The sequence below is a fragment of the Psychroserpens sp. AS72 genome (genome assembly GCF_038900375.1).
Lineage (GTDB): Bacteria > Bacteroidota > Bacteroidia > Flavobacteriales > Flavobacteriaceae > Psychroserpens.
This window is the reverse complement of record NZ_JBBMRC010000016.1, coordinates 12,024-37,811: the sequence shown is the minus strand read 5'-3', so window position 1 is coordinate 37,811 and position 25,788 is coordinate 12,024. Positions and strand designations below refer to the sequence as shown.

At 31.6% G+C, this 25,788-nt stretch carries 19 protein-coding genes; 13 read left to right on the top strand and 6 right to left on the bottom strand.

Going from position 1 to position 25,788, the window contains the following annotated elements; genetic code table 11:
• Positions 1-33: 33 nt before the first annotated feature.
• Genes WNY78_RS18350 through WNY78_RS18325 form a run of 6 tightly spaced genes read right to left on the bottom strand, consistent with a single transcriptional unit; the run spans position 34 to position 4,578 of the window.
• The gene (locus tag WNY78_RS18350) at positions 34-528 is read right to left on the bottom strand and encodes a contractile injection system tape measure protein (protein WP_342874684.1); all 495 of its coding nucleotides are present in this window, start codon (positions 526-528) and stop codon (positions 34-36) included.
• Between the two features lie 55 nt (positions 529-583).
• The gene (locus WNY78_RS18345; RefSeq protein ID WP_342874683.1) at positions 584-970 is read right to left on the bottom strand and encodes a DUF4280 domain-containing protein; all 387 of its coding nucleotides are present in this window, start codon (positions 968-970) and stop codon (positions 584-586) included.
• A 54-nt stretch (positions 971-1,024) separates the two neighbouring features.
• On the bottom strand, positions 1,025-2,773 hold the full coding sequence (vgrG, locus tag WNY78_RS18340; protein WP_342874682.1) for a type VI secretion system tip protein VgrG: 1,749 nt from the start codon (positions 2,771-2,773) through the stop codon (positions 1,025-1,027).
• Between the two features lie 34 nt (positions 2,774-2,807).
• Positions 2,808-3,263: a phage tail protein gene (locus WNY78_RS18335; protein ID WP_342874681.1), complete on the bottom strand. Its 456-nt coding sequence runs from the start codon at positions 3,261-3,263 to the stop codon at positions 2,808-2,810.
• Positions 3,264-3,269: 6 nt separating this feature from the next.
• Positions 3,270-3,734, bottom strand: a complete 465-nt coding sequence (locus WNY78_RS18330) for a phage tail protein (protein ID WP_342874680.1) — start codon at positions 3,732-3,734, stop codon at positions 3,270-3,272.
• 25 nt (positions 3,735-3,759) lie between these two features.
• Entirely contained in the window at positions 3,760-4,578 is an 819-nt protein-coding gene (locus WNY78_RS18325) for a hypothetical protein (RefSeq protein WP_342874679.1), read from the bottom strand.
• 362 nt (positions 4,579-4,940) lie between these two features.
• Between WNY78_RS18325 and WNY78_RS18320 the strand changes: the two genes are divergently transcribed.
• The 13 genes from WNY78_RS18320 to WNY78_RS18260 all read left to right on the top strand — a co-directional run bounded on the left by WNY78_RS18320 (position 4,941) and on the right by WNY78_RS18260 (position 25,783).
• Positions 4,941-7,268, top strand: a complete 2,328-nt coding sequence (locus tag WNY78_RS18320) for a chondroitinase-B domain-containing protein (RefSeq protein ID WP_342874678.1) — start codon at positions 4,941-4,943, stop codon at positions 7,266-7,268.
• 31 nt (positions 7,269-7,299) lie between these two features.
• On the top strand, positions 7,300-8,322 hold the full coding sequence (locus WNY78_RS18315) for a polysaccharide lyase family 7 protein (protein ID WP_342874677.1): 1,023 nt from the start codon (positions 7,300-7,302) through the stop codon (positions 8,320-8,322).
• Between the two features lie 10 nt (positions 8,323-8,332).
• A complete protein-coding gene (gene gndA, locus WNY78_RS18310) occupies positions 8,333-10,216 on the top strand; it encodes an NADP-dependent phosphogluconate dehydrogenase (protein WP_342874676.1) in 1,884 nt (627 codons plus the stop codon).
• Positions 10,217-10,256: 40 nt separating this feature from the next.
• Positions 10,257-11,531, top strand: a complete 1,275-nt coding sequence (locus WNY78_RS18305) for an Nramp family divalent metal transporter (protein ID WP_342874675.1) — start codon at positions 10,257-10,259, stop codon at positions 11,529-11,531.
• 120 nt (positions 11,532-11,651) lie between these two features.
• Positions 11,652-13,997, top strand: coding sequence for a chondroitinase-B domain-containing protein (locus tag WNY78_RS18300; protein WP_342874674.1), 2,346 nt, complete (start codon positions 11,652-11,654; stop codon positions 13,995-13,997).
• A 51-nt stretch (positions 13,998-14,048) separates the two neighbouring features.
• Positions 14,049-16,331, top strand: coding sequence for an alginate lyase family protein (locus WNY78_RS18295; protein WP_342874673.1), 2,283 nt, complete (start codon positions 14,049-14,051; stop codon positions 16,329-16,331).
• 24 nt (positions 16,332-16,355) lie between these two features.
• The gene (locus WNY78_RS18290) at positions 16,356-16,730 is read left to right on the top strand and encodes a cupin domain-containing protein (RefSeq protein WP_342874672.1); all 375 of its coding nucleotides are present in this window, start codon (positions 16,356-16,358) and stop codon (positions 16,728-16,730) included.
• Positions 16,731-17,108: 378 nt separating this feature from the next.
• Positions 17,109-20,198 (top strand): TonB-dependent receptor, encoded by a 3,090-nt coding sequence (locus WNY78_RS18285; RefSeq protein WP_342874671.1) that lies wholly within the window; start codon positions 17,109-17,111, stop codon positions 20,196-20,198.
• A gap of 20 nt (positions 20,199-20,218) precedes the next feature.
• Complete coding sequence (locus tag WNY78_RS18280; protein WP_342874670.1) at positions 20,219-21,676, top strand: RagB/SusD family nutrient uptake outer membrane protein; 1,458 nt, start codon at positions 20,219-20,221, stop codon at positions 21,674-21,676.
• Between the two features lie 19 nt (positions 21,677-21,695).
• Complete coding sequence (locus tag WNY78_RS18275; RefSeq protein ID WP_342874669.1) at positions 21,696-22,634, top strand: PKD domain-containing protein; 939 nt, start codon at positions 21,696-21,698, stop codon at positions 22,632-22,634.
• Between the two features lie 21 nt (positions 22,635-22,655).
• Positions 22,656-23,579 carry a polysaccharide lyase family 7 protein gene (locus WNY78_RS18270; protein ID WP_342874692.1) on the top strand — a complete coding sequence of 308 codons (924 nt, stop codon included), beginning with the start codon at positions 22,656-22,658 and terminating at the stop codon, positions 23,577-23,579.
• Positions 23,580-23,750: 171 nt separating this feature from the next.
• Entirely contained in the window at positions 23,751-24,464 is a 714-nt protein-coding gene (locus WNY78_RS18265) for a FadR/GntR family transcriptional regulator (RefSeq protein WP_342874668.1), read from the top strand.
• A 17-nt stretch (positions 24,465-24,481) separates the two neighbouring features.
• Complete coding sequence (locus WNY78_RS18260) at positions 24,482-25,783, top strand: MFS transporter (protein ID WP_342874667.1); 1,302 nt, start codon at positions 24,482-24,484, stop codon at positions 25,781-25,783.
• Positions 25,784-25,788: the final 5 nt, after the last annotated feature.

Here is a 25,788-nt window from a genome sequence, read left to right as displayed (position 1 = left end):
TACGATATAATTTTCCTCTAAAGCAAGCACAAACTATCTCCACGAAATATAAATTAATTGTTCAAACCAAGGCCATTTTATCAATTTAATATTCCAAGGTATATAATCTAATAATATATCTGTGCCACTAGTTTCTATAGTTAATTGGTAAGCTTCATCTCTTTTTTTCAATATTCCATTTCGTTTAATAAACGTATTTCGAAGACCATCATTACTGGTGCTACCTAATTTATCCCATTTTGATATTATAACTTGTAATACTTCATTTGCATAGTTTTTTTCATTTTCTGTAAGTACTATATTTGAGGGTATGGAATCTTCTATTAGTAATCCCGTAAGTATTTTTGACATAGATAAATCCGCTTCGTCAATGTCGCTATTTTCTTCTGTAGCAATATAGTGTAGTAGATATACAGCTCTATATTGGAGCTCTTCATTTTTAAATTGATTTTTGTCATCCAAATAATTTAAATAGTTAAATAATTGAGTCAAAAAGGGATGCGCTATTATTAATCCAGTATTTTCCATGTTTCATTTAGATATATTATGTAATATATGATGTCTTTATCTATATGTATCTTAACTAATTTTCAACTGTTTGTTGTCCTGCATTAGTAAAAGAAATGGCACCACCAAAAGCACACAAACATTGAGATGTATTATTGATCACAGGATAATTTCCAATCATCACAGTAGGATTTCCAGGTGTCCAAGGTGCTGGTACAACTGGAATACAGGGCATTGGCGTAAGAACACCAAAAGCAGCTGTAGTAGCAGCGGCTACAGATGGATTTGCTAATGATGAGCACATTCCAAATGGCAAGATGTTTACTAAAGGAATATGATCCATTATATTTGCAGCTGGCATAAAACCTGTAGTTACTCTATTGGTTGGTAAAACGACCAAACTACAAGGTGTGTTACCATATGAACATTGCATTTGTGCTCCCATACATACTTGTTGTCCCATATATTTAAATTTAATAGATTTAAAAGACTTGATTTGTTATCAAGATTACTTTTGTTAGTTAATAGATACCATTGCTCCTTTAACTGTGGTATTGCCAGATGCCTCTAGTTCTGCACTTGCTCCAGCTTGAGCAGAATAGGATATTTTAGCCTTTTCAGTTATATTATTTGCTGATAGATCGAGATTACTATTTGCTTTAATATCAATATTAACTGCTGATACTATAATATTATTTGCTGCCTTAATATCAATATTTTTTTTACTGTCTATTGTAATTCCAGCATCATTAAGTTTTACGCTGTTATTATTTTGATCTGTCAAAGTTATCTCTTTCTTTTTATCACTTAATGTTATTACGTTGTTTCCAGGAGTTTTAAGGGTTATCACCTTATTTTCTTCATCAAAATCAATGCTCATGAGCGAATTAGTAGTTATGGATTTATGTGTATTCTTTTCATTTGGTGTAGTAAAAGGTGCATTTGTTTTACTGTACATACTACCAAGAATAATAGGAGCAGATGGATTATCATCTAAAAATCCAAGAATCACTTCATCTCCAATTTCAGGGTAGAAAAAATTTCCAAATCCGTTTGAGGCATATAAATTACTTAGACGTGCCCAGATACCATCATCAGAATTTTTTAAAAGAGGTAATGTAACTAATACTCGAAACTCTCCATCTGGATCATCGTGAGTTTTTTTTACGATTCCTATTTGCAATCCATTTATTGCAGGATTATGGCTGGAAGGTTTTATTACATTTGCAGGCGCTTCTTGATTCAGACCAATAGAAATTTTACTTAACCAGCGTCCTTCATATAAATCATGCGAAACTGATGAAACATAGGCATTACCATTCATTTTTCTACCAACACCTTTTATTTCTACAATAGTATTTGGTTTTATAGCTGCGTTTCCCTCTAATAGAATAGTCCCTTTAATACGAGATAATCTAGATTTAAGCAATCGTGAATTTGCCCAAGAATTCAGAGCATCTTGTTCTATATGTGTTGGTGTTTGTAAAAGCTCATTAACGTTTAAAACATTAGCCAGTTTTTTTCCAGTAATGTTACCTTGTTCGTTAACAATTGGTTCTTGAGATTTACCTAAAATAATTTTTTGGTTTGATGCATCCCATGAAATGGCATCTACAGACATTAATTGTTCTTCACTTCCTACTGTAAGATCTAATTCAATGATATTATCACCATAAGTTAAAGTGTGTACTGGATTACTACTTACAACTGGTTTTTTAATACACATCTTACCATCATCTGTGGCGACAACTAATCCATTAATTTCAGCTCTTGATAGAATAAAATCCCAATCTGTAACTCCATATTGAATGACTTCCTTGTATTTAATTGATGTATTATCTAAATCTTTTGAAACACTATAATTATTCAATATTGTACTAATGATATCGCTATCAGAACTGTCAGCAAAATAATTGTTTTTGAGACCATGAGTAGTTTTAAAAGATTCATCTTTGCATTCGATACGCAATGAAGGACCATCATTTGCATCGATCGAAATGGAATGACTTAAAATTACACCTTTAAAGATAGTTTGTTCATTTGTGTGATAACCAGCTTTTATTTCAATTTTATTACCTGGATTAAATTCTGAAGAGTCACTAAATTTGAAACCTTCTTCGGCTATACTACCATCTTTAATTCTAATAGTAGCCATTGCTATTTTATTAATGCTTTTTTCAACGTCAATTCTAATTATTAATGCATTATTCACTTTACCATTAATTGACAATTGTACAGATATTAATTCGGATGGTGCTGAGCTCATATGGTTTGTTTTATGAATTATTCGATTTTTGTTTTCAAGTGATTATTTTAGTTGTAAAATAATTATAGGACAAGTTTATTGATTCTATGAGAACTTCATTGTTCATAGCATTGAGAGAAGCAATATTCCAGCTTAAAGGCCAAGCATTAACAAAACTCCATGTCATTATTTTATTTCCATTTATGTTAATTAATGAAACTTCTAATGTTTTAGTTTCTATTGGCTTGTCAAAACCTAAGTTTAATGTATTGTATATCCATCGATCTAATTCCGAATTCTCAGGTACTAGTCCTCTTTTTAATACTAAATCACTATATCTTTGACTTGTAGGCACTTTGTATTTAAACCGATTTTCACCACTTTCAGCAATCTCTTCAGTTGTAATTTCCAAAGAGATCCCAGAAACTTCTTTAAAACTGTAAGTCTCATTTTCAACTTTTACTTGAAAATAGAAACCTCCAGATGGGTAAACAGTTTTTGATGCGCACATGTTCTATTATTTATTTGCAATTACAAGGCCTTCATGAGCAATTTCAATAGTTTCTACAGCAACTTCATTACCATCTGATTTTAAATCAGTTCCAGTAATTTTTGTTGGCCACGCATTTTGTAAAGTCCAAGTCATAGTTGGATGACCACCTTCATCTAATAATTTTATAGTTACGGTAACACGTTTTACAGTATTCATTTTTACAGTGGTATACCAATCAAAAAATGGGTTGTCTTTTACCAAGACTCCTTTTTTAAGGGTTATGTTTCCAAATTTTACCAATCCAGGCATTTTTTGATTAGAAAAAATAGGACTATCACCATGACTATATTCTATAACTTGTGCTTCTACATCTAATCCTGAAACTTCTTGAAATGATGCGTTTTTCATGCCTCCACCTAAATCTACTGAAAAGTAAAATTTTGCAATTGGCCATATTTTTTCGCTTTGTTTTGAACCGTCGTCTGCCATTATTGTTGGTTTTTTAATTAATAAGCTAAATATATATATAGATTGGTGTTAGCTCTTTGTTGTCGTTATCTACCATCTTATATAAATAATTAGCATATGGTAATATCATTTTTTGATTGTCTTGTTGGTTGCTTATTTGTTTAGATTCCCATTCTAATTCTAAGCGCTTTTGGGCTTTTTTAAAATAAGGTAGAGGTATATTAGATCGAAAGATTATTTCGGTAGTATTTTCATTAGGGATTTTTTCAAATTTCCATTCTTCAATATTATTAGCTTTGTTTTCTAAGTCATTTTGATTATTAATAGATTGGAATGTTAAATCCATGATTGCGAATCTTTTATCTTTTGAATCTTCATTGGTCATTACATGGTATTGCCAATAAGTTTTTCGTGTTTTAAAATCGACAGTGAATTCTATTTTTTCGGAAGTATCAATATTATGTATTAAAATAGCAATACAGCCTATAGCATTTTTTGGTGGTCTTCCTGGATGTAAAAAGCATTGTTCATCTTTTTGTAATGTTTTGTGTGCTTCGGAATTAGACCAAGAATAGAAAGGATTATAAAAATTAATATTGTTTGGATAATCTGTGTAGTTATAAAAGACTTCATTTGTACAGACAACCCAAAAAAACAAAATATCAGTCTCATTTTTTATGGATTCATCATCTTCAATGTAGCAGTTGAGTCGATCAGATTGATTTCGAAACCATAAGCGATTTTTATTTATAAATGAATCATTCATGCGTGCTGGAACAATAGTAAGGTCATTTGAATTGCCTCTAATATTTTCATCTATTCTGTCATATTCGTGATTGATTACTAATGAAAAAAATTGTTTCATTCTTATTTTATATTTGATTTAAGTTCTTTTATTTCTAGTATACCAATGAATCACCTTTCCTATCAACTTTCAGTATATGTATTTATTTATTATTGAATATTGGTAATTTGTCTATAAGATGTTTAGCGAGTTATGGTTTAAAGTTACTCATAATCAGTGAGATAAAAAAAGAGTGGTTACTCTTTGAGTAAACATATTTGTTTGTACAATTAACCTTATTGTGTTCATAATTATCCTAAATAGTTCTTTTAAATAGAAAAATTATTCTATTTTTGGTTAACCAATCTGGTTAACCAATTATATATTAGAACTAAAAGAGATTTAAAATTGTATTTTTAAGAATAACAACATAATAATCAACTATGAAAAAAATCGCATACATTTTAGTTTTAGCTATTCTACTTGTAGCTTGTGGTGAAACTAAAATTTCTACAGAAATAAAAGTATCCAACATCGATGAACTTAATACAGCTATCAATGAAGCTAAACCTGGTGATAATATTGTATTAGCTAATGGTGTTTATAAAGATGTTGAAATCAAGTTTAGAGGACAAGGAACTAAAGAAAACCCTATAACTATTAAAGCAGAAACTGCTGGTAAAGTTAGTATAGAAGGGCAATCTTATTTAAAATTTGGAGGAGAATATTTAGTAGTAGATGGTTTGCATTTTAAAAATGGATTCTCACCTTCTAGCGCAGTTGTAGACTTTAAAATAAGCAATAAAGATACACTAGACGAGATAGCATATCATTGTAAATTAACCAATAGTGTTATCGAAGATTTTAATAAACCAAAACGAGATAATAGCGATTTATGGGTTCAGTTTTGGGGAAGACACAACGAATTAAGTAACTGTTATATTGCAGGTAAAACAAACAGAGGTCCAACAGTAAGAATAAGTATAGAAGGTATTGAAAGTATTAATAATTACCATCAAATTGTAAATAATCATTTTGGCCCAAGACCTGTCAAAGGTGGTCCAAGTGGAGAAACTATTCAATTAGGAAATAGTTATACGTCTATGTCACCAAGTCATACAATGGTTGCTAATAATTTGTTCGAAGAATGTAATGGTGAAGTTGAAGTCATTTCTAGTAAAACAAATTTTAATGAGTTTAGAAATAATGTATTCTATAAAAGTGAAGGCTCTTTAGTAACGCGTCATGGTAATTATTGTACAATTGATGGTAATTATTTTATAGGTGATGGTGAAAATGAAAACTATGGTGGAATTAGAATTATCAATACAGGACATTGGGTTACAAATAATTACTTTTTTAATTTAAAAGGAACAAGCTTTAGGAGTCCATTAGCTGTTATGAATGGCATTCCTAAATCGCCATTAAATCGTTATAATCAAGTCACAGATGTGGTTGTTGCATATAACACATACGTAAACTGTAGTTCGCCTTGGCAATTTGGAGTAGGTACAAATATTGCTCAAGCTGATGTGTTACCAAAATCTGAAATCCGTTCTGCAAGAGCAATTAGAACAACAGTTGCTAATAATGTAATCTATAACGATAAAGGTTTAGAATCTATAGTAGTTGAAAACGATAAAGCAGATGGTGTTTTATTTAAAAATAATGTTGTAGATAATCAAGGTGTGACATTTAAAGACTTTGATGGTGGAATTACAACAGCATCTTTAGAACTTAAAAAAATAGCTGATAATTTCATAATTCCAATAGGAATTCCTTCAGAAGTAAAAGCATTTAACGGTTTTGATTTTAATACCATCGAAAAAGATTTATTAGGTACTTCTAGAAATGAAAACAATAGTATTGGTGCAATTTTAGGTGTTGACGTTGCTAATCCAAACATATTAGATAAATCTAAATATGGTACGTCTTGGTATTCTAATGAAGTTGAAGCAAAAGATCCTGTAATACATACGGTCACTAAAGCCGAAGATTTACAAACTAAAATAAACGAAGCAACTAATGGAGATATTATTGAATTAGCAAAAGGTGTTTATAGTTTAAATAAATCTGTAGTGATTAATAAAACAATTACAATCCAATCGCAAGGAACCGATAAAGCGCATCTTGTTTTTTCTGGAGAAGAAAACACACCATTATTCTCATTAGAATCTAAAGGTAAATTAAATGTAAATAATGTAATCCTAAAAGGGAATGCTTCTAACTATGCATTTGCTAGTTTAAAGGAAAACATGGCTAATCATTTTGGATTATCCGTTTTAAATACTGAAATCAGCGAATTTGGATATGTGTTGAAAGTGTATAAAGAATCATTTTCTGAACGTATTACTTTTGAAAATACATCAATATCAAACTGTGAAAACGGCATAGAACTTTCAGAAGAAATAAATGATAAAGGCGATTATAATACCGAATATTTAACCATAAAAAACTGCAATTTCAACAACGTAAAAGCAAGCGTGATTGATTATTATAGAGGTGGTTATGATGAGTCTACCATTGGCGGAAATCTTTTGGTAACTAATAGCACATTTACAAATTGTGGTGCAAAAGAGAAAAACAAAAGATTATTAAATCATAATGGAATTGTGAATGTAAATATTACTAAAAATACATTTAAAAATAATCCAGTGCAATTTGTTTCTATTCTTTGGGGAGCAAAAAATAATGTAGAATCAGAAAACAATATCATTAATTCAGGACAAATTAAGACAGAAGAAAATTTAGTAATGAAACTGATGTATTAATGTCTTTACAGAAATGAAAATTAGAAATTCAATGAGAAAAATACTATTTACAGTTTTTACACTTTTACTAATAGTTGGTTGTAAAAATAATCCAAAAGCAGAATCAGTAGCAACTTCTGAAAGTGAAACTGAAGCGCAAATAAAATATCCAAGTGATGTGATTCCGTTTATGGACAAATGGAAAATCCTTTTAGGAGATGGTACATACGTTGATAGTTTGATGAACTATCAAAAAGAAGACTTCTTCTATGTTGAAAATGATGGAACTACAGATTGGGTAGTGTATAAAACTCCAAACTCTGGTATTACCTCTAGAACATCAAGTAATACAAGAACTGAATTAGGAGAAAAAGCGCATTGGATTCCTGAAACTGGAGGCAAGTTAACAGGTACGCTTAAAGTACAGCATGTGTCAACTACAGGAGATGCTACTAAAGCGTCTGCCTTTTCAGTCGTAATCGGACAAATTCATAGTGATGAAGGTCATGAGAATGAACCTTTAAAAATCTATTATAAAAAATTCCCAGGTCACACAAAAGGGTCTGTGTTTTGGAACTATGAAATCAATACAAAAGGAGATAATTCTGGACGATGGGATTATTCTACAGTAGTTTGGGGACATAATTTTTCTGTTGTTGGTAAAAGTCCAACTTCATATCCAGAAGAACCTGAAAATGGGATTGCTTTAGGTGAAGAATTTACTTATGAAGTAAATGTTTATAAAGGTATGATGTATTTAACCTTTACTAGTGAAGGACACGACACTATTACATTCGCAAAAAACTTACTGAAATCAGATTTTGCAACAACAGAAGCTATTCCACAACAGATTATTGACGGATATGCATCAAGACGAACAGTAGGTGTAGAACGTGAAATTGCATATGCTGGAGAAGTGAATTACTTTAAACAAGGTGCTTATAATCAGGCTAACATTAAAACAGGATCTGAAATCTACGATGGAGATATAAAAAAACAATACGCTAACGGAAGTTATACTGAAGTATGGTTTAAAAATGCAACTGTAGGAGCGTCAACAAAGCCTAACGAATAAGACAAGAACATTGAAAAAAGTAATATTCGTAATGGGTGTTTCGGGTTGTGGAAAAAGCACAATTGGAAAATTACTATCAGAAGATTTAAAAATTCCTTTTTTTGATGGAGACGATTTTCATCCAGAGCATAACGTTTTAAAAATGTCAAGTGGTCAAGCCTTAAATGATGATGATAGACAAGGTTGGTTAGAGACTTTAAATAATTTAGCAAAAGACCAACTAGCTAAAAACAGTTGCGTCATTGTCTGTTCTGCATTAAAGCAAAAGTATCGCGATATTTTAAGTAGAGATATTCAAAGCGAAACAAAATGGGTGCATTTGTCAGGTTCTTTTGAGCAAATTTTTAAAAGAATAAATAGCAGGCCTGATCATTTTATGCCTGCGGAATTATTGACATCTCAATTCGATATTTTAGAACACCCTAAAAATGCATTACAAATAGATATTAGCTTATCACCAGAACAAATTATTAAAACGATAAATAAAGAATTAATGGCGACTTCAGAATTTGGATTATTTGGCTTAGGCGTTATGGGTAAAAGTCTATGTAGAAATTTGGCTAATAACGGTTTCAAAATTTCCATGTTTAATAGGCATGTTGATGGCATTGAAGAAGATATAGCTAAAAATTTTAAAGCTCAATATTCAGAGTTATCACAAGCTGAGGCTTTCGATGATATTTCAGCATTTGTAAACTCTTTACAGCAACCAAGACGAATTATGTTAATGGTTAACGCAGGGAAAACAATAGATTATGTCATTGAAGATTTATTACCACATTTATCTGAAAATGATATTGTAATTGATGGCGGAAACTCTAATTATGTAAAAACAAAAGAACGCTATGAGTATTTAAAAACGAAAAACATTCATTTTATAGGCACAGGCGTTTCAGGAGGAGAAGAAGGTGCATTAAAAGGACCTTCAATTATGCCAAGTGGAGATCGTGACGCTTACGATAATGTCAAGGTGTTTTTGGAGAAAATTTCGGCTAAAGATAAAAATGGTTTACCATGTTGTACCTATGTTGGTCCAGAAGGAAGTGGTCATTTTATTAAAATGGTTCATAATGGTGTTGAGTATGTTGAAATGCAATTATTGGCCGAAGTCTCAACAATTCTAGAAGCTTTAGGTCAAAATCCAGACGATATTGCCAATACTTTAGAGGGTTGGAGAACTACAGCTAGTAGTTACTTATTAGAAATAACAACTGCTATCTTTAGAAAAAAAGAAGGTGATGATTGGTTGGTCAATAAAATTTTAGACAAAGCAGGAAACAAAGGCACAGGTAATTGGACTACCATTGCGTCTGCAGAGCTTGGAGTGCCTAGTACGTTAATTGCTTCGGCTTTATTTTCGCGTTATATTTCTTTTTATAAGGAGGAGCGTCTTCAACTACATCAAAATTTTAGAACGATTGTTTCTTCGGAAATGAACATAACTACAAATGATGTGTTAGAAGCATATCAATTTGCTAGAATTATAAATCATTATCAAGGTTTTAAACTCATTGCAGAAGCATCAAATAAATTCTCATGGAATTTAAATCTAAGTGAAATTGCAAGAATCTGGACAAATGGCTGCATTATTAGATCTACTTTAATGGAAGATTTAGTCGAAATATTTAAAGAGACAACAAACATTTTAACCAATTCGGAATTAATAGAACACATTAATCAATATAAGCCTTCAGCCAAAAAAGTGGTGTCTCAATGTGTACTTAATGATATCACAACACCTGCTTTGGGAGAGGCTATTCAGTTTTTAAACGGAATTACAACAACATACGCTTCAGCAAATATCATTCAAGCGCAACGTGATTATTTTGGAGCGCATACTTATCAAAGATTAGATGATGATTCTGGAAAAAGTTATCATACCAACTGGAATTAGAAACTAACAATCAAAAAACCAATAACTAACAACCAATATTATGGAAGCATCGACACAAAAAAAATCATTTTTTAAAAAAATCATTGCTATCATATTAGGATTTGGTCCAGGCATTTTTGCAATTGGGTATACTATTGGTACAGGTAGTGTAACTTCTATGATCGTTGCAGGAAGTAAATTCAATATGCAATTATTGTGGGTGCTTTTAATAAGTTGCATTTTCTCAGGCGTTTTAATGTTTGCTTATGGAAATTACGCGTTAATAACTGGTGAAACAGCACTTTTCGGATTTAAAAAACATTTTAAACTAGGTAAGATATTAGCCATAGCAATTATTGTAGGTATTACGTTTGGTCAATGGAATTCACTAATGGGAATCTTAGGAATTTCATCCAATATTATTTTTGAAATTTTAGCAATGAATTTTGAAGATTTGAGTGCTTATAAATATGAAACCGTCTTAACTATAGCCATTGTAATCATTGTTATTTTTTACTTATTAATGTTGGTTGGTAAGTACACGTTTTTTGAAAAAATATTGGTTGTATTTGTAACCTTAATGGGTTTGTCATTTGTATTGTCATTATGTTTTGTGCAACCACTTTCTATAGATGTCGTTAAAGGATTAATCCCAACTATTCCAGATGTTCCAGGTGGTAAAATGTTGGTTGCTGCCTTTGTAGGAACCACTATGGCTTCTGCGACATTTTTATCAAGACCATTATTTGTAAAAGGTAAAGGTTGGACGATTAAAAATTTAAGTCAACAAAAAAGAGATGCCATTACAGCAGCTATATTAATATTTGTTATTAGTGGAGTTATAATGGCAGTAGCTGCAGGTGCTTTGTTTTATCAAGGTAAAGAGGTTGCACAAGTATTAGATATGGCGAACACTTTAGAACCAGTAGCTGGTCAATGGGCAGTTTCAATTTTCTTTTTTGGCGCACTAAGTGCAGGTTTGTCATCTATTTTCCCTTGTTTATTAATAGCACCTTTATTAATAGCAGATTACCAATCTGGAGAGTTAGATACTAATTCTAAACAGTTTAGAATAATTACAGCTGTTGCTTGTTTAGTCGCTTTAATTGGTCCTGCTTTTGGAGCAAATCCTATCGAAATTCAAATTCTTTCTCAAGTATTTAATGTGTTTGTTTTACCATTAGTAATATTAGGTATCATATTAATTGTGAATAATAAGAAGATCATGAAAGGCTATAAAACAAGTTTATTTGTCAACATCGGATTGTACGCATCGCTTCTTTTTGCCTGTATTATTTCTTACAATGGTATTCTAGCATTAATGGAATATTTTTAATTAAGTCTACGGTTTTTGGTCAAAATAGAACAGATATGAGTTAAATGTCTATATATTTTTTGGTTAATACTAAAAATCATGTATATTGGTAAACCAATCTGGTAAACCAATTTTATTTTTATGAAAATCAAACATTCCCTCAGTTTTGTACCATTCATTATTATTGTATTAATAACGTTCTCTTTTAAGAATGTTAGATCTAATGTCTTATTAGTTAAAGATGTAACCGAATTTAACAAGGCAGTAAAAAATGCAAAACCAGGTGATGTTATTACATTAGCAAATGGTGTTTGGCAAAATGTAGAATTGGTTTTCGAGGGCAAAGGTACAGCTGATAACCCAATAAAATTATCCGTTGAAGACAAAGGAAAAGTAACTTTAGAAGGTGCTTCAAACTTGCAACTAGCTGGAGAACACTTAATTGTAGAGGGTCTAGTTTTTAAAAACGGTTACACACCAACAAATGCTGTGATTTCTTTCAGAAAAAATAGAGAGGAAATGGCAAATAATACAAGATTAACAGAATGTGTTATCGATAATTATAACAATCCAGAACGTCAAGTGCAGGATTATTGGATTACTATCTTCGGAAAAAATAATCGTATTGATCATAATCATATTGTTGGTAAAAAGAATTTAGGAGTGACCATGATTGTTGGTTTAGATACAAAAGAAAGTTTGGCTAACAATCATAAAATAGATCATAACTATTTTGGACCTCGTCCAACTTTTGGAAACAATGGAGGCGAAACTTTAAGAATTGGAACAAGTCATCATGCTTTAGAAAATTCTAACACTTTGGTAGAGTCTAATTATTTTGATAGAACCAATGGTGAGCACGAAATCATTTCAAACAAATCTTGTCAAAACACTTTTAAATATAACACGTTTTTTGAATGTACAGGAACGTTAACTATGCGACATGGAAATGAAACATTGGTTGATGGGAATGTATTTATTGGAAACGGTAAACCTAGTACAGGAGGTGTTCGTATTATTAATGAAACACAAACCGTTATAAATAATTACCATATTGGTTTAACAGGTTATCGTTTTAGAGGTGCATTTGTTATGATGAATGGTGTGCCAAATTCGCCACCAAATCGTTACGTTCCTGTAATTGATTCTAAATTAAGCAACAATACATTTATTAATTGTGATCACATTCAATTATGTGCTGGTAGTGATTCTGAAAGAAGTCAAGCGCCTAGTACTTCAGAAATTTCTGGAAATATTTTTTATAACGAAAACAAGAAAGATACTTTCACTGTTTATGATGATATCAGCGGAATTACATTTAAGGACAACCTTCTAGGTAAAAACGGAGAAACTTCAATAAAAGAAGGCTTTGAAACTGCAGATATTACTTTAGTTAAAAATGAACAAGGTTTTTTAATTCCGAAGTCAAAAAAGATAAAACACGACATCAGCATTAGTCCAAAAGTTGCAACTAAAGAAAATACTGGAACAACATGGTATTCTAAAAAGGACACTAATGTTGCATTAAATTCTGGTAAGACAATTCAAGTAAAAGCCGGAATTAATACATTGTATGACATTGTAAAAGAATCTAAAGCTGGAGATATTATAGAATTAGAAGCTAATGGAACATACTTGTTAACCAAAGCGGTTCAAATTAATCATCCGCTAACTTTTAAAACTTCAGGAGCTAAAAAAGCGACCATATTATTTGAACGTATGATGGCTTTCGAAATTCAAAATGGTGGAAGCTTATCTTTAGAAAACATCACTTTTGATGGTACAAAATCTCCAGATTATGCTGGTAATTCTGTTATTAGTACAAGTAAAAATTCCATGTTAGATAACTACAAACTCTTCATTGATAATTGTGAGTTTAAGGATATGGTTGTCAATCATTCATTTGATGTGCTTAGAGTTTCAAAAGGAACATTTGCAGATACAATTAGTATTCAAAATTCATCATTCAAAAACATCTCAGGACATATTGCTGCTTTAGACAAAGAAACCGATGATATTGGAGCTTATAATGTAGAATACTTGTTAATGAAAAACAATACGGTTACCGATTTACAAGGTGCTGCATTGCGTTTATATAGAGGAGGAAAGGATGAAAGTACATTTGGTCCATTTTTAGAAGTCGATCATAATGTGTTTAATAACGTAGGTTTTGGAAAAAAGAATAAATATGGAGTTGCAATCTCTTTATATGGTGTTCAGGTAAATGATATTCAAAACAATAATTTCAATAATACAAAAGGTTTAAATATGCATTTGGTAGTTGGAGAACCAATAGTAAATGTTGTAAATAATAACTATTACAAATCTGGTGAAATTGAGGTTACTGGAGATGAAAAATACAACGTTAAAAACCTTTATAATGTAGAACCAACATTTAAAGAAGGGACATTTGAATTATCAGATGATTCTTCATTAAGAGGAAAAGGAACAGATAACAAAAACATAGGAATAATTTCTAAAAACTAGTTATTTATCCGGAAATTCATGTACCAAACGTGTAGGTGTCAAATTCTAACTATGAAAACAAAACAAAACATAATATTATTATTTGCTTTAGTCGCAATTGTACTCACTGTGTTTTCTTGTAAAAAAGAAAACACAGATGATACAAATAATAAAAATGAAACAACCACTACAAATCAAGAACATCCTAAATTAATTCTTACGGCTCAAGGTGTAAAAGATATTAGAGCACAATTAGGAAGCATTCCAATTTTTGACAATACTTTACAAGCAGTTAAAGAAGAAATTGATGCTGAAATTGCATCAGGAATAGAAGTGCCAATTCCTGAAGATTATTCTGGAGGTTATACACATGTTAGACACAAACGTAATTGGGTAGTACTTCAAAAAGCTGGTGTGTTATACCAAATTCTTGATGATGAAAAATATGCAAAATATGTAAAAGATATGTTGATGCAATATGAGGAACTATACAAAACACTACCATTGCACCCAAAAACAAGATCATATGCTAGAGGTAAATTGTTTTGGCAATGTTTAAACGATTCTAATTGGTTAGTATATGTAAGTCAAGCCTATGATTGTATCTATGATTATTTATCTGAAGAAGAACGCAACAAATTAGAAACAAATTTATTTAGACCATTTGCAGATCACATCTCTGTAGATAGTCCGCAGTTTTATCAAAGAGTACATAATCATAGTACTTGGGGAAATGCAGCTGTTGGTATGATTGGCTTAGTAATGGATGATCAAGAATTAATTGATCGTGCTTTATACGGTATTAAAGATTTAAAATTAGATACAAAAGAAAAAGATGATGATGGTGGATTTTTAAATAAAGACGGTAAAGCTGGTTTTTTAGCCAATATAGAAGAGCCTTTTTCTCCAGATGGTTATTATAATGAAGGACCATATTATCAACGTTACGCAATGTATCCTTTTTTAGTTTTTGCTGAAGGCTTACACAACGTCAAACCAGAATTAAAGATTTTTGAATATAAAGAAGGTGTCCTATTAAAATCTATTAATGCGTTATTAAATTTATCGGATGCTGATGGCGATTTTTTTCCACTTAACGATGGTCAAAAGGGAATGTCCTATTATAATGATGCTTTAGTGACTGCAGTAGATGTTTCTTATCATTTTGGAACGCAAGAACCAGGATTGTTAAGTATTGCAACAAAACAGAATAAAGTTTTATTAGATGATTCTGGTTTAGCAGTTGCACTTGGTATAAAAAATGGAAAAGCAAAACCATTTGATAAAAAGTCAATAAACTTGTCTGATGGGCCAAAAGGAACACAAGGAGGTGTTGGTATTTTGCGACATGAAGATATTGAGCTTGTTTTTAAATATGCAGCACAAGGATCTAGCCATGGACATTATGATAAGTTATCGTATTCACTTTACGAAAATGGAGAAGAAGTAATTCAGGATTACGGATTAGCACGTTTTGTAAATATTGAACAAAAAGGTGGTGGTAATTATCTTAAGGAAAATAAAACTTGGGCAAAACAAACCATTGCTCATAATACGGTAACTCAAAATGAAACCTCTCATTTTAATGGTAAGTATGACATAGGAAGCCAACATCACTCAGTTCTTAATTATTTTTCTTCGGAAAATGAAAACATTCAAGTCGTAAGCGCAAAAGAAACAAACGCATATCCTGAAACCCAAATGCTTCGAACAATGGCTATCATTAAAGATGAAGATTTTGAAAAACCTTATATGTTAGATATTATGAAGGTGACTTCAGCTAATACGAATACTTATGATTTTCCGTTTTACTATTTCGGACAAGTATTACAAACAAATTTTGAATATACTACACCACAAACCTTAAAACCATTAGGGAATAAAAATGGTTACCAACATTTGTATCTTGAAGGTTCTGGAAAGGCTTCAAATGAAAATTCTAAATTTTCATGGTTCAACAAAAATAAATTTTACACGTTAACTACTGTTACTAATACTAATGATGATTTGTTATTTACTAGATTAGGAGCAAACGATCCCGATTTCAATTTGCGTCGAGATCCAGCTTTAATTTTAAGAACAAATGGTGTTAAAAACCGAACATTTGTTTCTGTATTAGAACCACATGGTAGTTATAGTCCAGTGTCAGAATCTGCAAAAAACTCTAACAGTAGTATAAAAGAAATACAAGTTGTTTTAGATACAGAAGCATATACTGCAATTACAATAACAAATGTAAACGATACTGTAAAGCTAATTATAACAGCAAATTCAAACGCTTCAAAAGAAGCAAATCACACATTAAAAATTAACGATAAGAACTATGAGTGGTCAGGTTCTTATTATTTCAAATAAATACAAACAAATAAATTACAGATTATGAAACGATTTAGTGAAAAGTATGTCATCACAAAAGATATGGAATGGGAAGTCCTTGGAGGAGGAGTATCAAGAAAATTTTTAGGTTACGATAACCAAATCATGATGGTGAGAGTTAAATTTGATAAAGGAGCTTTAGGTGCACCACATCAACATTTTCACACACAAGCTACCTATTGTGTGTCTGGTAAATTTGAATTTGAAATTGATGGAGAAAAGCAAATTGTTGAGGCAGGAGATGGCGTTTATATTGAACCTAATTTATTACATAGTGCAGTTTGCTTGGAAGAAGGAGAGCTTATTGACACATTTAGTCCTGTAAGAGAAGATTTCTTAAGTGGAGCTGAGGTATCTTATTTTGGTGATAAGTCATAAGTAAAAGATTTGCAGGTATTAGTCTTGTAAGTGAGGTCTTTATGAATTTGTAATATAATTCCTGCAACAAAGTAGATGTTTGCTATTTTAACTCAAACATTTGCTATTTTATCATATAAAATTTCCGAAAACGTTGTATTTAACAAAATTTTATATATATTTGGTAAACCAATCTGGTAAACCAATTAATTTATAACAAAAAAAAAGGACAGGGTGGGCCTATCCTTTTTAAAAAATACTTCTATAGATGGAAGTAAAAATTAATAATTACTTTAAAAAGTAAATACAATAGCAAAGATACAAAAACATATCATTTTGCGTTGTTTTGTTTTTTAAGTAATTGTTTTTATTAACTAATTCAATTCAAAACAGTTAACTATGAATTTAAAAAACAAACTACCGCTATTAGTTGCATTGCTAATTAGCGTAACAATGTTTGCTCAAGAGAGCTTATTGCTCAAAGGTACCGTTGTTTCTGAAGTAGACAAACAGCCTATTCCAGGTGTTAATGTCCTAGTTTTAAATACAACTAGAGGTGCTTCAACAGATTTTGATGGAAATTTTCAAATCCAAGTGACACCAGGAGAAGTACTTCAATTCTCTTATTTGGGATTTGTCACCAAAACAGTAATTATTAATAATCAAACAACATTAAGTGTTTCATTAGTGGAAGATTCTGCTAAACTTGATGAAGTTGTTGTAATTGGTTATGGTACACAAAAGAAAAGCCATTTAACTGGTGCAATATCTAAAGTTAAGAACGAAAATCTAGATCAAATTGCTGTTGCAAGGGTTGATGATGCTTTAGTAGGTCAGGTGTCTGGTGTAAATATCCAAGCAACTTCAGCTGAAGCTGGTGCTGCTCCAACAATTACTATTAGAGGTTTTGGATCTGTAACTGCAGATTCAGGTCCTGCTGTTATAGTAGATGGGATCGTTGTAAATTCTGATTTTCTTGGAACCTTGAACATGAATGATGTAGAGTCTTTTGAGGTATTAAAAGATGCAGCATCTGCAGCTATTTATGGTAGTGAAGGTTCTAATGGTGTTATCATGATTACAACTAAAAGTGGTAAAGAAGGAAAAACTAAATTTAGTTATGATACTTATACTGGGTATAAACAAGCTTTTGAAAGTGAAGATTATAAAAAGAGTGTTTCTGAATGGGCAGCAAAAGAATTGGCTGCAACTGGAGAACTTACTAATAACACACAGTATGCACAATTATTAGTTGCTACAACAGGTGTTGATAGAGACTGGCAAGAAGTATTTTTTGACGGTGGAACTATTACAAGTCATTCTTTTTCTGCAAGAGGAGGTACTAAAGATACGAAATTCAGTGCTTCACTTAGTTACCTTAGAGATGAAGGTGTTGTTATAACAGATGACTACAAATTAATGACTGGAAGATTAAAAATGGATACCAAATTAACTGATAAGCTAACATTTGGTATGAGTGCTACACCTTCGTATTCAAAACAAAGAGCGTTGCCTACTTCTATTCATAATCCTATTAGACAATCACCTTGGTTGCCTATTTATCATACTGCGGAAACACTACAATTTATTGATACTGGTGCTTATCCAGATGTTGGTGTAGGAGATTATTTTTTAGAGAATCATTTAATTAGTTTAGATATTGATCCTAATGATAATTTTGGTTCAAGTAGACCACGTACTTCTGGTGATGCGAATCCTTATGCACAATATGTTGAAAGAGAGCATTATGAGTTTAAAACTAATTTACTAGGTTCTACTTATTTGAAATACAATATTTTAGATGGTCTTACTGCAAAAACATCTCTTGGTGTTACATTAGAACAACGTAAGAGAACAAGATGGGATGGTACAAAACATCACTCAGCAGGAGCTAGTAGAGCTGCTTACTATTTACAGAATAGGTTTAGAACTAGGGTGATTTCAGATAATACATTAAACTACAGTAAATCTTTTGGTAATCATGAGTTTGATGTTTTAGCTGGTGTAACTATTCAAACTAGAAAATCTGAAATTAGTTCTGTTGAAGGTACTGGGTACTCTAACGATTTACTTAAAAACTTAGCTGGAGCGACTTCAATTTCAGAATATGAAGAAACTAATGTAGTGCAAAATAAAATCGGTTATTTTGCTAGAATAAATTACGCTTATGATAATAAGTATTTATTATCAGCTTCTTATAGACGAGATGGTAGTTCTGTTTTTGGTGTAAACTCAAAATGGGGTAATTTCCCTGCAATATCATTAGGTTGGAATGCTTCTAAAGAAGATTTCTTGAGAGATAGTGAGGTTTTAAATAATTTAAAGTTTAGAGTTAGTTACGGTCTTACTGGTAATGAGAATTTTAATTTAGGTGATGACTTGCTTAATGCATGGCCTTATTTGGCATTGTTAGATAATACAAATGCCATTACAGAAGGAGGTATATCTACTGGTGTTGCTGCTCGTAATATAGCAAATACATTATTACAATGGGAAGCTTCTGAAGAATTTAATCCTGGAGTAGATTTTGGGTTTTTAAACAATAGAATTTCAGGATCTGTAGATTATTATAGAAGAACTAGTGATAAGTTACTATTAGATAACCCGGTTTCATATGTTACAGGATTTAATACTGGAATTGTGAATTTAGGTAAAGTCGAAAATAGAGGTTGGGAGTTTGAATTAAGAACTAAAAATATTGTTAAAGAAAATTTCTCTTGGAGTACAACACTTATAGCATCTACTAATAAAAACGAATTACTTAGTTTTGGAGACTCTGACGGAGCTCTATCAGAGGATGGTTTTGGTAGAAATTCACAATGGATTAATTCTGTTGGTAACCCTATATCATCTTTCTATGGTTATGTAGTGGATCAAGAATTAGCTACTGAATATTATGACTCTCCTTGGATTCCAATTAATGGTCAATCACAAGATGTTATCGTTAAAGATTTAAATGGTGATGGATTAATAACAGATGAAGATAAGACTATCCTTGGAGATCCTTATCCTGAAATTGTTTGGAGTCTTAGTAACGAATTTAAATTAGGTGATTTTGATTTTTCTTTTATGGTACAAGGAAGTCAAGGTGCTGAAGTGAAAAATATTGGTGATCAATATTTCTTTACACAATGGCAAGGAGCTACTTCTAGCCCTCAAGCAGTTGTTGACGCTGGTGTAATTCCTCATGCTTCTTTCTTACAACAAAGAATTCATACAAATGATGTTGTACAAAGTGCAGGTTATTTCTCATTAAGAAATGTAAACCTAGGGTACAATCTGCCAGATGAAGTAACTTCTAAATTAGGATTAGAAAGTTTAAGAGTTTACGCTACAGGTCAGAATTTACTTTACATAACATCTGATGATTACCATGGTTTTAACCCTGAGTATATTGATAGTAGTAATACTCCTACGTCATATGGTGCTCAAAGAGCTGGTAGTCCTATATTTAGAACCATGTCAATTGGTTTGAACGTTAATTTTTAATTTAAAAAATACACCAAATTATGAAACATATAAAATATTTAATTTTTGCAGTAACAGGACTAGTTTTCTTTTCCTGTGACACTGAAGAATTTTTAAACCCATTACCAGATTCTGCTATTGTTGTAGAAGGTTTTTATCAATCTGATGAAGATGTATTGGCAGGTATTATTGGAATTTATGATGCTATACAAGGCGTTAATGAAAATACAGACACAAGTTACGAGAGATCTAATAGAGGAATTCAAGTTGAATATCTTTTAACAGAACACCGTACAGACAATACAAGAGGGCAAACTTTTGAAGGTTCTAAAGCAGATTTCCATAGATATTTGATTGATGCAACTAATGTTCAATCAGAAGATTATTACCAATCTATGTATCAAATTATTTTTAGAGCAAACAATATATTAAATTATGTTGGTGTTGCAGACGAAAGTAATAGAGCTAAGTATGCAGCTGAGGCTAAATTTTTAAGAGCTTATGCATATTTCAATTTAGTTAGATTATTTAGTGATGTTCCATTAGTAACATCTGTAGTAGGTCCAGAAGATGACGCAGCATTGTTTACTAGAGTAGCTGAAGCTCAAATTTATGAGCAAATTGAACTAGATCTACTAGAAGCGGTTGAGACTTTAGATAATTCATTTAAATCTAGAGCATCAAAAGCTGCTGCACAAGGGCTTTTAGCTAAAGTTTATATGACTCAAGGTACTAATTATGGTGCTGCTCAACAGTTGTGTGCAGATATTATAAATGGTAGTTTTTCATTACAAAATAACTTTAGTGATGTGTTTTATAATGAATTGAACAGTGAAATTATTTTTGCTATTCAATATGCTACAGCTAATTCTTTAGAGAGTCAAGGTTTTTCTGCGGAATTTACTTCAGGAACACGTCGTCAAGGTAGAGAAGATGGTCTTAACATGGTTGAAGATAATCTAATTGCAGATTTTGTTACTTACGGTGGAAATAGAACAGCGGTATCTTATAAAACATACAGTGATGGTGCAACAGAAGTAACAAAGTTTTTACCAGATGGATCAGATATTAATGCTACTCCTCCAACATATGGGTCATCTCCACAACAAGCTGGAAATGATTGGATAATATTACGTTATGCAGATGTATTGTTAATGCATGCAGAAGCAATTTTAGCAGGTGGTAGTGAAACTACAAATAGTGCTGCAATTGATTCTTATATGGAAGTAAGAGAGAGAGCTGGTTTTGATCCTATAGCTGATCGTCCTTCAGTTCTAACTAAAGAGGCATTATTAGTAGAAAGACGTGTTGAATTAGCTTTTGAAAATCAACGTTTCTTTGACTTAGTTAGATTTGGAGTTGCAGATGCAGTATTAAGTCCTTATGCAAATTCTCAAGGGTATATTGACTACAATGTTAGACAATTATTATTGCCTATTCCTTCAAGAGAAATTAATTTAAGTGGTGGACTTTTAGGTCAAAACCCTGGATACAATTAAAATATTAAAAAAATAAAACATGAAAAATAAAATAAATATTTTCCGTAGAGTATCAGTTTTGAGTCTATGCCTAATTTCAGGTATAGTATTCAATAGCTGTGAAAGTGCTTTTGAATTTGATTTGCCAGAGTCTAACTCTCAAATCGATACTGTTTTACCAACAGCAGACTTTTCATACGTTCCAGATCCAGATAATTTTAAAACAATTCAGTTTACAGATCTTTCATTTCAATCCACAACATACCTATGGGATTTTGGAGGAGGTGCAACATCTGAATTACAAGATCCTATCTATACGTTTGCTGGAGAAGGAACTTACCCTGTAACACTAACAGCTAGTGATGCAAATGGAGCTTCAGATATGATAACTATTGATGTAGAAGTTGTAGATGTATTTGTACCTATTTCACCTGAAATTTTAAATGGTGATTTCTCAAATGGTCAAAATGATTGGAAATTTTCTAGTTTTTCTGGAGGAACAACAAGTCCTTTTAACTCTAGTAGTGATGGATCTTGGATTAATTATGATGGATCAGATAATGGTTCAAAAACTCCAGGAGCTAAATGGACGATGAGTACTTCAGCAGGAGTGTATTTAAGTTCTAATACTAGATATGCATATCAAGAATTAATAGTGTCTCCTAATACAGAGTATGTATTAGAATATTTATATGCTATTAAAACTCCAGATGAGCAATCTGGTGTAGCTGATGGAGGAAATAGAATCATTGGTGGAATTATAGATGGACATTTTGATGATGGTGCAGATGGTATTGCTAGTTATGATGCAGGACCATTATTAAACCATGTTGGAACAGAAGTTCTAGGTAAAACTGTATTTACAACAGTAGAACTTACATTTACTTCAAATGCTTCTGGTGAAATTGCAATATTAATATATGGAGTAACAGATGTTGATGCATATGTTGATAATGTAAAGGTTTATCCAGCAGATTAATATTAAGTTTTTAATACTATGATGTTGTTAATCAAATCTAAAATTAAGGTACTAAGTTTTGTGTTTTTGTCTTTCGTAATACTTAACTCTTATTCTCAAAATAATGATAATAATGTTAAGGAATTAAATTCAAAATCTAAAAAAGATAAAAAGAAGAAGAAAAACAAAAAAGTAAAACTTCCTAAGATAGATTTGAGTCATTGGAAAGTTACTATTCCAGTTTCAAATGAAGAAGGAAAGCCTTATGAAGTAGAGCCTCCAGAGATATTAGATTATGCTAATAATGAAAAGTTGAAGACTTATATGTATAACGATTCAACTAAAGGTGCATTAGTTTTTTACGCTCACCCAACTAGTTCAACGACCAAGAATACAAAATTTTCAAGGTCAGAACTTAGAGAACAAATGGTGCCTGGAGATAATAACACTAATTGGACTTTTGAACAAGGAGGAACCATGAAAGGTAAACTCGCAATGGAAGAGGTCTCTAGGGATTCTGATGGGAAATATCATCGTGTTATTATCATGCAAATCCATGGTCGTTTAACAAATGAGCAAAGAGATGCAATTGGTGAAGATGATAACAATGCACCACCTATGTTGAAAATTTACTGGGATAAAGGTAAAATAAGAGTAAAAACAAAAGTCTTAAAAAACTTAAGTGCTACTGGTAACGAATTGCTTTATGAAGAGTCTTGGGGAAATGATGAAGGATTTAATTTTGAACAAGAAGTAGGCTTTAGGAAATTTACTTTAGAAGTACAAGTTTCCGATGGAAAAATGGTTATTATTTTAAATAATAACGAATTCAAAGTGTACGAAGATATCAACATTAAAAAATGGGGAATATTTGAAAACTATTTTAAAGCTGGTAATTATTTTCAATCGCGAGATGAAGGTTCGTTTGCTCGTGTAAAATATTATAGTTTAGAAGTAAAACATTAAAATTGATTATTTGAGAGTTGGTCACTTATTGAGTTCTACTGATCTATATAATGATGAGTAGAATTCTTTAAGTACTTTTAAAGTTTTTGTAAGATTAAAATCGTTGATTTTGGATTTATTATATAAATTTAACACGTTAAATCTTGATAACCATTTTATAAAGTTTAAAATATGAAATTAGAAATATTAGCAAAAATGGATAGTTTGGATTTACAGAACGCTATCATTTCTAAAATTAGAGACTTAATAAACAATAAAAATCTTGAACCAGGTGATAAATTACCTTCTGAAAGAACGTTGTCAGAAAAGTTTGAAGTTACTAGAAGTAACGTTAGAGATGCGATTCAAAAATTAGAATTTTACGGGTTACTAGAGTCAATCCCACAAAGTGGAACTTTTGTTGCAAATATTGGAGTCATTGCCATGAATGGAATGATAGAAGATATTTTAAGACTTGAGAGTCCAGATTTTAAATCTCTAGTTGAAACAAGAATCTTATTAGAACTCAAGACGGTTCGTTTGGCTGCGATTAGACGAACAGATGAAGATTTAAAAAAGATAAAAGAAGCTTTAGATGCTTATACTAAAAAAGTATTAAAAGGCGAAGATGCAGTGCAAGAAGATTTACTTTTTCATTTAGCGATAGCTAAGGCAAGTGGAAATAGTACAATGAATACATTTATGCTTGTTATTACACCTGGAATTATTACCAATTTCGAAAAATATCATGTTTGTGATAAAGGTTTAGCTCAAAGTGGAATCAAAGAACATGATGATATATTTGACGCCATTAAAAAACAAGATCCCAAATTAGCAAAACAAAAAATGAAAGAACACTTTAGTGTGTTGTATCAGTATTGTTATAATATTAAAAAGTCATCTTAATTTACACAAAGAAGAGTATGAAAGTTAAAGGTTTACGTTGGTGGGTAGTAGGGTTTGTGGCTTTAGCTGCAGTTATAAATTATATAGATAGACAAGCTTTTGGAGCTCTGTGGCCAGACATCGCTAATGATTTATTCCCAGAAATGGATAAGGATGGTCACAAAGCCATCTATGGTACCATATCAACAGTATTTATACTTTCATATGCTGGAGGTCAAGCTCTTTTTGGTAAAATTTTCGATTGGATAGGAACCAGACTTGGTTTTGCACTTTCAATTGGTGTATGGTCTTTAGCTACTTTGTTGCATGCATTTGCTCAAGGAATGTTGAGTTTTTCAATTTTCAGGTCTATATTAGGGATTGCTGAAGCTGGAAACTGGCCTGGTGCTGCTAAAGCCAATGCAGAATGGTTTCCAACTAAAGAGAGAGCGCTTGCTCAAGGAATCTTTAATTCAGGAGCAGCTATAGGTGGTATTGTAGCTTATCCGATTATTGGATTGTTATCAGTTTATTTCGATTGGAAGGCAATTTTTATAGTTGTAGCTGTACTTGGGTTTTTATGGTTACTACCTTGGTTATTCGTAGTAAAAGCACCACCAAAGACACACCCTTGGTTGACTGATGATGAAAAAAAATATATTCTTTCAGGACAAAGAAATCAAGATATTAATGAAGATGGGAATTATGATGAAGGGTACACTCCTACCACTGGGCAGCTATTTAAACATAAAGAGAGTTGGGGAGTCATAATTGCCTCTGCAGCTATTGATCCTATTTGGTGGCTTTTCATTGTTTGGATACCAATTTACTTATCAGAAGTTTTTGGAATGGATGTCAAAGAAATTGCATTCTCAGCATGGGTACCTTATGTTGGTGCTATGATTGGCGCTATATTTGGTGGTTTACTTGCTAAAAATAGACTTAATGCAGGTTGGTCTGTAGATAAGACACGAAAGATGACTATCACTCTAGGCTGTTTAATTATGATTCCTTGTTTCTTCTTATTAAAAGCACCTGGATCTGCTATCAATGCAGTAATTATTATGGCAGTATTGCTTTTCGGATTTCAAGTAGCTATCGGAAATATACAGACAATGCCAAGTGATCTTTTTAGCGGAAAAATCGTTGGAACACTTTCAGGGTTTGCAGGTATGGCAGCTAAACTTGGCGCAGCTGGACTTACCATTTTAGTAACATTCATAACTACAGGAGGGAATTATACACCTGCTTTTATAATAGGTGGAGCTTTAGCAATAATAGCACTTTTAGCGGTTTGGGTCTTATGTCCTAAAATTGAACCTCTAAAACCTAAATTATAATTACT

What these genes read in the sequence shown, in the direction of transcription:
- WNY78_RS18350 (WP_342874684.1), bottom strand. Translation starts at nt 528, where the DNA reads ATGGAAAATACTGGATTAATAATAGCGCATCCCTTTTTGACTCAATTA.
- WNY78_RS18345 (WP_342874683.1), bottom strand. Translation starts at nt 970, where the DNA reads ATGGGACAACAAGTATGTATGGGAGCACAAATGCAATGTTCATATGGT.
- vgrG (WP_342874682.1), bottom strand. Translation starts at nt 2,773, where the DNA reads ATGAGCTCAGCACCATCCGAATTAATATCTGTACAATTGTCAATTAAT.
- WNY78_RS18335 (WP_342874681.1), bottom strand. Translation starts at nt 3,263, where the DNA reads ATGTGCGCATCAAAAACTGTTTACCCATCTGGAGGTTTCTATTTTCAA.
- WNY78_RS18330 (WP_342874680.1), bottom strand. Translation starts at nt 3,734, where the DNA reads ATGGCAGACGACGGTTCAAAACAAAGCGAAAAAATATGGCCAATTGCA.
- WNY78_RS18325 (WP_342874679.1), bottom strand. Translation starts at nt 4,578, where the DNA reads ATGAAACAATTTTTTTCATTAGTAATCAATCACGAATATGACAGAATA.
- WNY78_RS18320 (WP_342874678.1), top strand. Translation starts at nt 4,941, where the DNA reads ATGAAAAAAATCGCATACATTTTAGTTTTAGCTATTCTACTTGTAGCT.
- WNY78_RS18315 (WP_342874677.1), top strand. Translation starts at nt 7,300, where the DNA reads ATGAGAAAAATACTATTTACAGTTTTTACACTTTTACTAATAGTTGGT.
- WNY78_RS18305 (WP_342874675.1), top strand. Translation starts at nt 10,257, where the DNA reads ATGGAAGCATCGACACAAAAAAAATCATTTTTTAAAAAAATCATTGCT.
- WNY78_RS18300 (WP_342874674.1), top strand. Translation starts at nt 11,652, where the DNA reads ATGAAAATCAAACATTCCCTCAGTTTTGTACCATTCATTATTATTGTA.
- WNY78_RS18295 (WP_342874673.1), top strand. Translation starts at nt 14,049, where the DNA reads ATGAAAACAAAACAAAACATAATATTATTATTTGCTTTAGTCGCAATT.
- WNY78_RS18290 (WP_342874672.1), top strand. Translation starts at nt 16,356, where the DNA reads ATGAAACGATTTAGTGAAAAGTATGTCATCACAAAAGATATGGAATGG.
- WNY78_RS18285 (WP_342874671.1), top strand. Translation starts at nt 17,109, where the DNA reads ATGAATTTAAAAAACAAACTACCGCTATTAGTTGCATTGCTAATTAGC.
- WNY78_RS18280 (WP_342874670.1), top strand. Translation starts at nt 20,219, where the DNA reads ATGAAACATATAAAATATTTAATTTTTGCAGTAACAGGACTAGTTTTC.
- WNY78_RS18275 (WP_342874669.1), top strand. Translation starts at nt 21,696, where the DNA reads ATGAAAAATAAAATAAATATTTTCCGTAGAGTATCAGTTTTGAGTCTA.
- WNY78_RS18270 (WP_342874692.1), top strand. Translation starts at nt 22,656, where the DNA reads ATGTTGTTAATCAAATCTAAAATTAAGGTACTAAGTTTTGTGTTTTTG.
- WNY78_RS18265 (WP_342874668.1), top strand. Translation starts at nt 23,751, where the DNA reads ATGAAATTAGAAATATTAGCAAAAATGGATAGTTTGGATTTACAGAAC.
- WNY78_RS18260 (WP_342874667.1), top strand. Translation starts at nt 24,482, where the DNA reads ATGAAAGTTAAAGGTTTACGTTGGTGGGTAGTAGGGTTTGTGGCTTTA.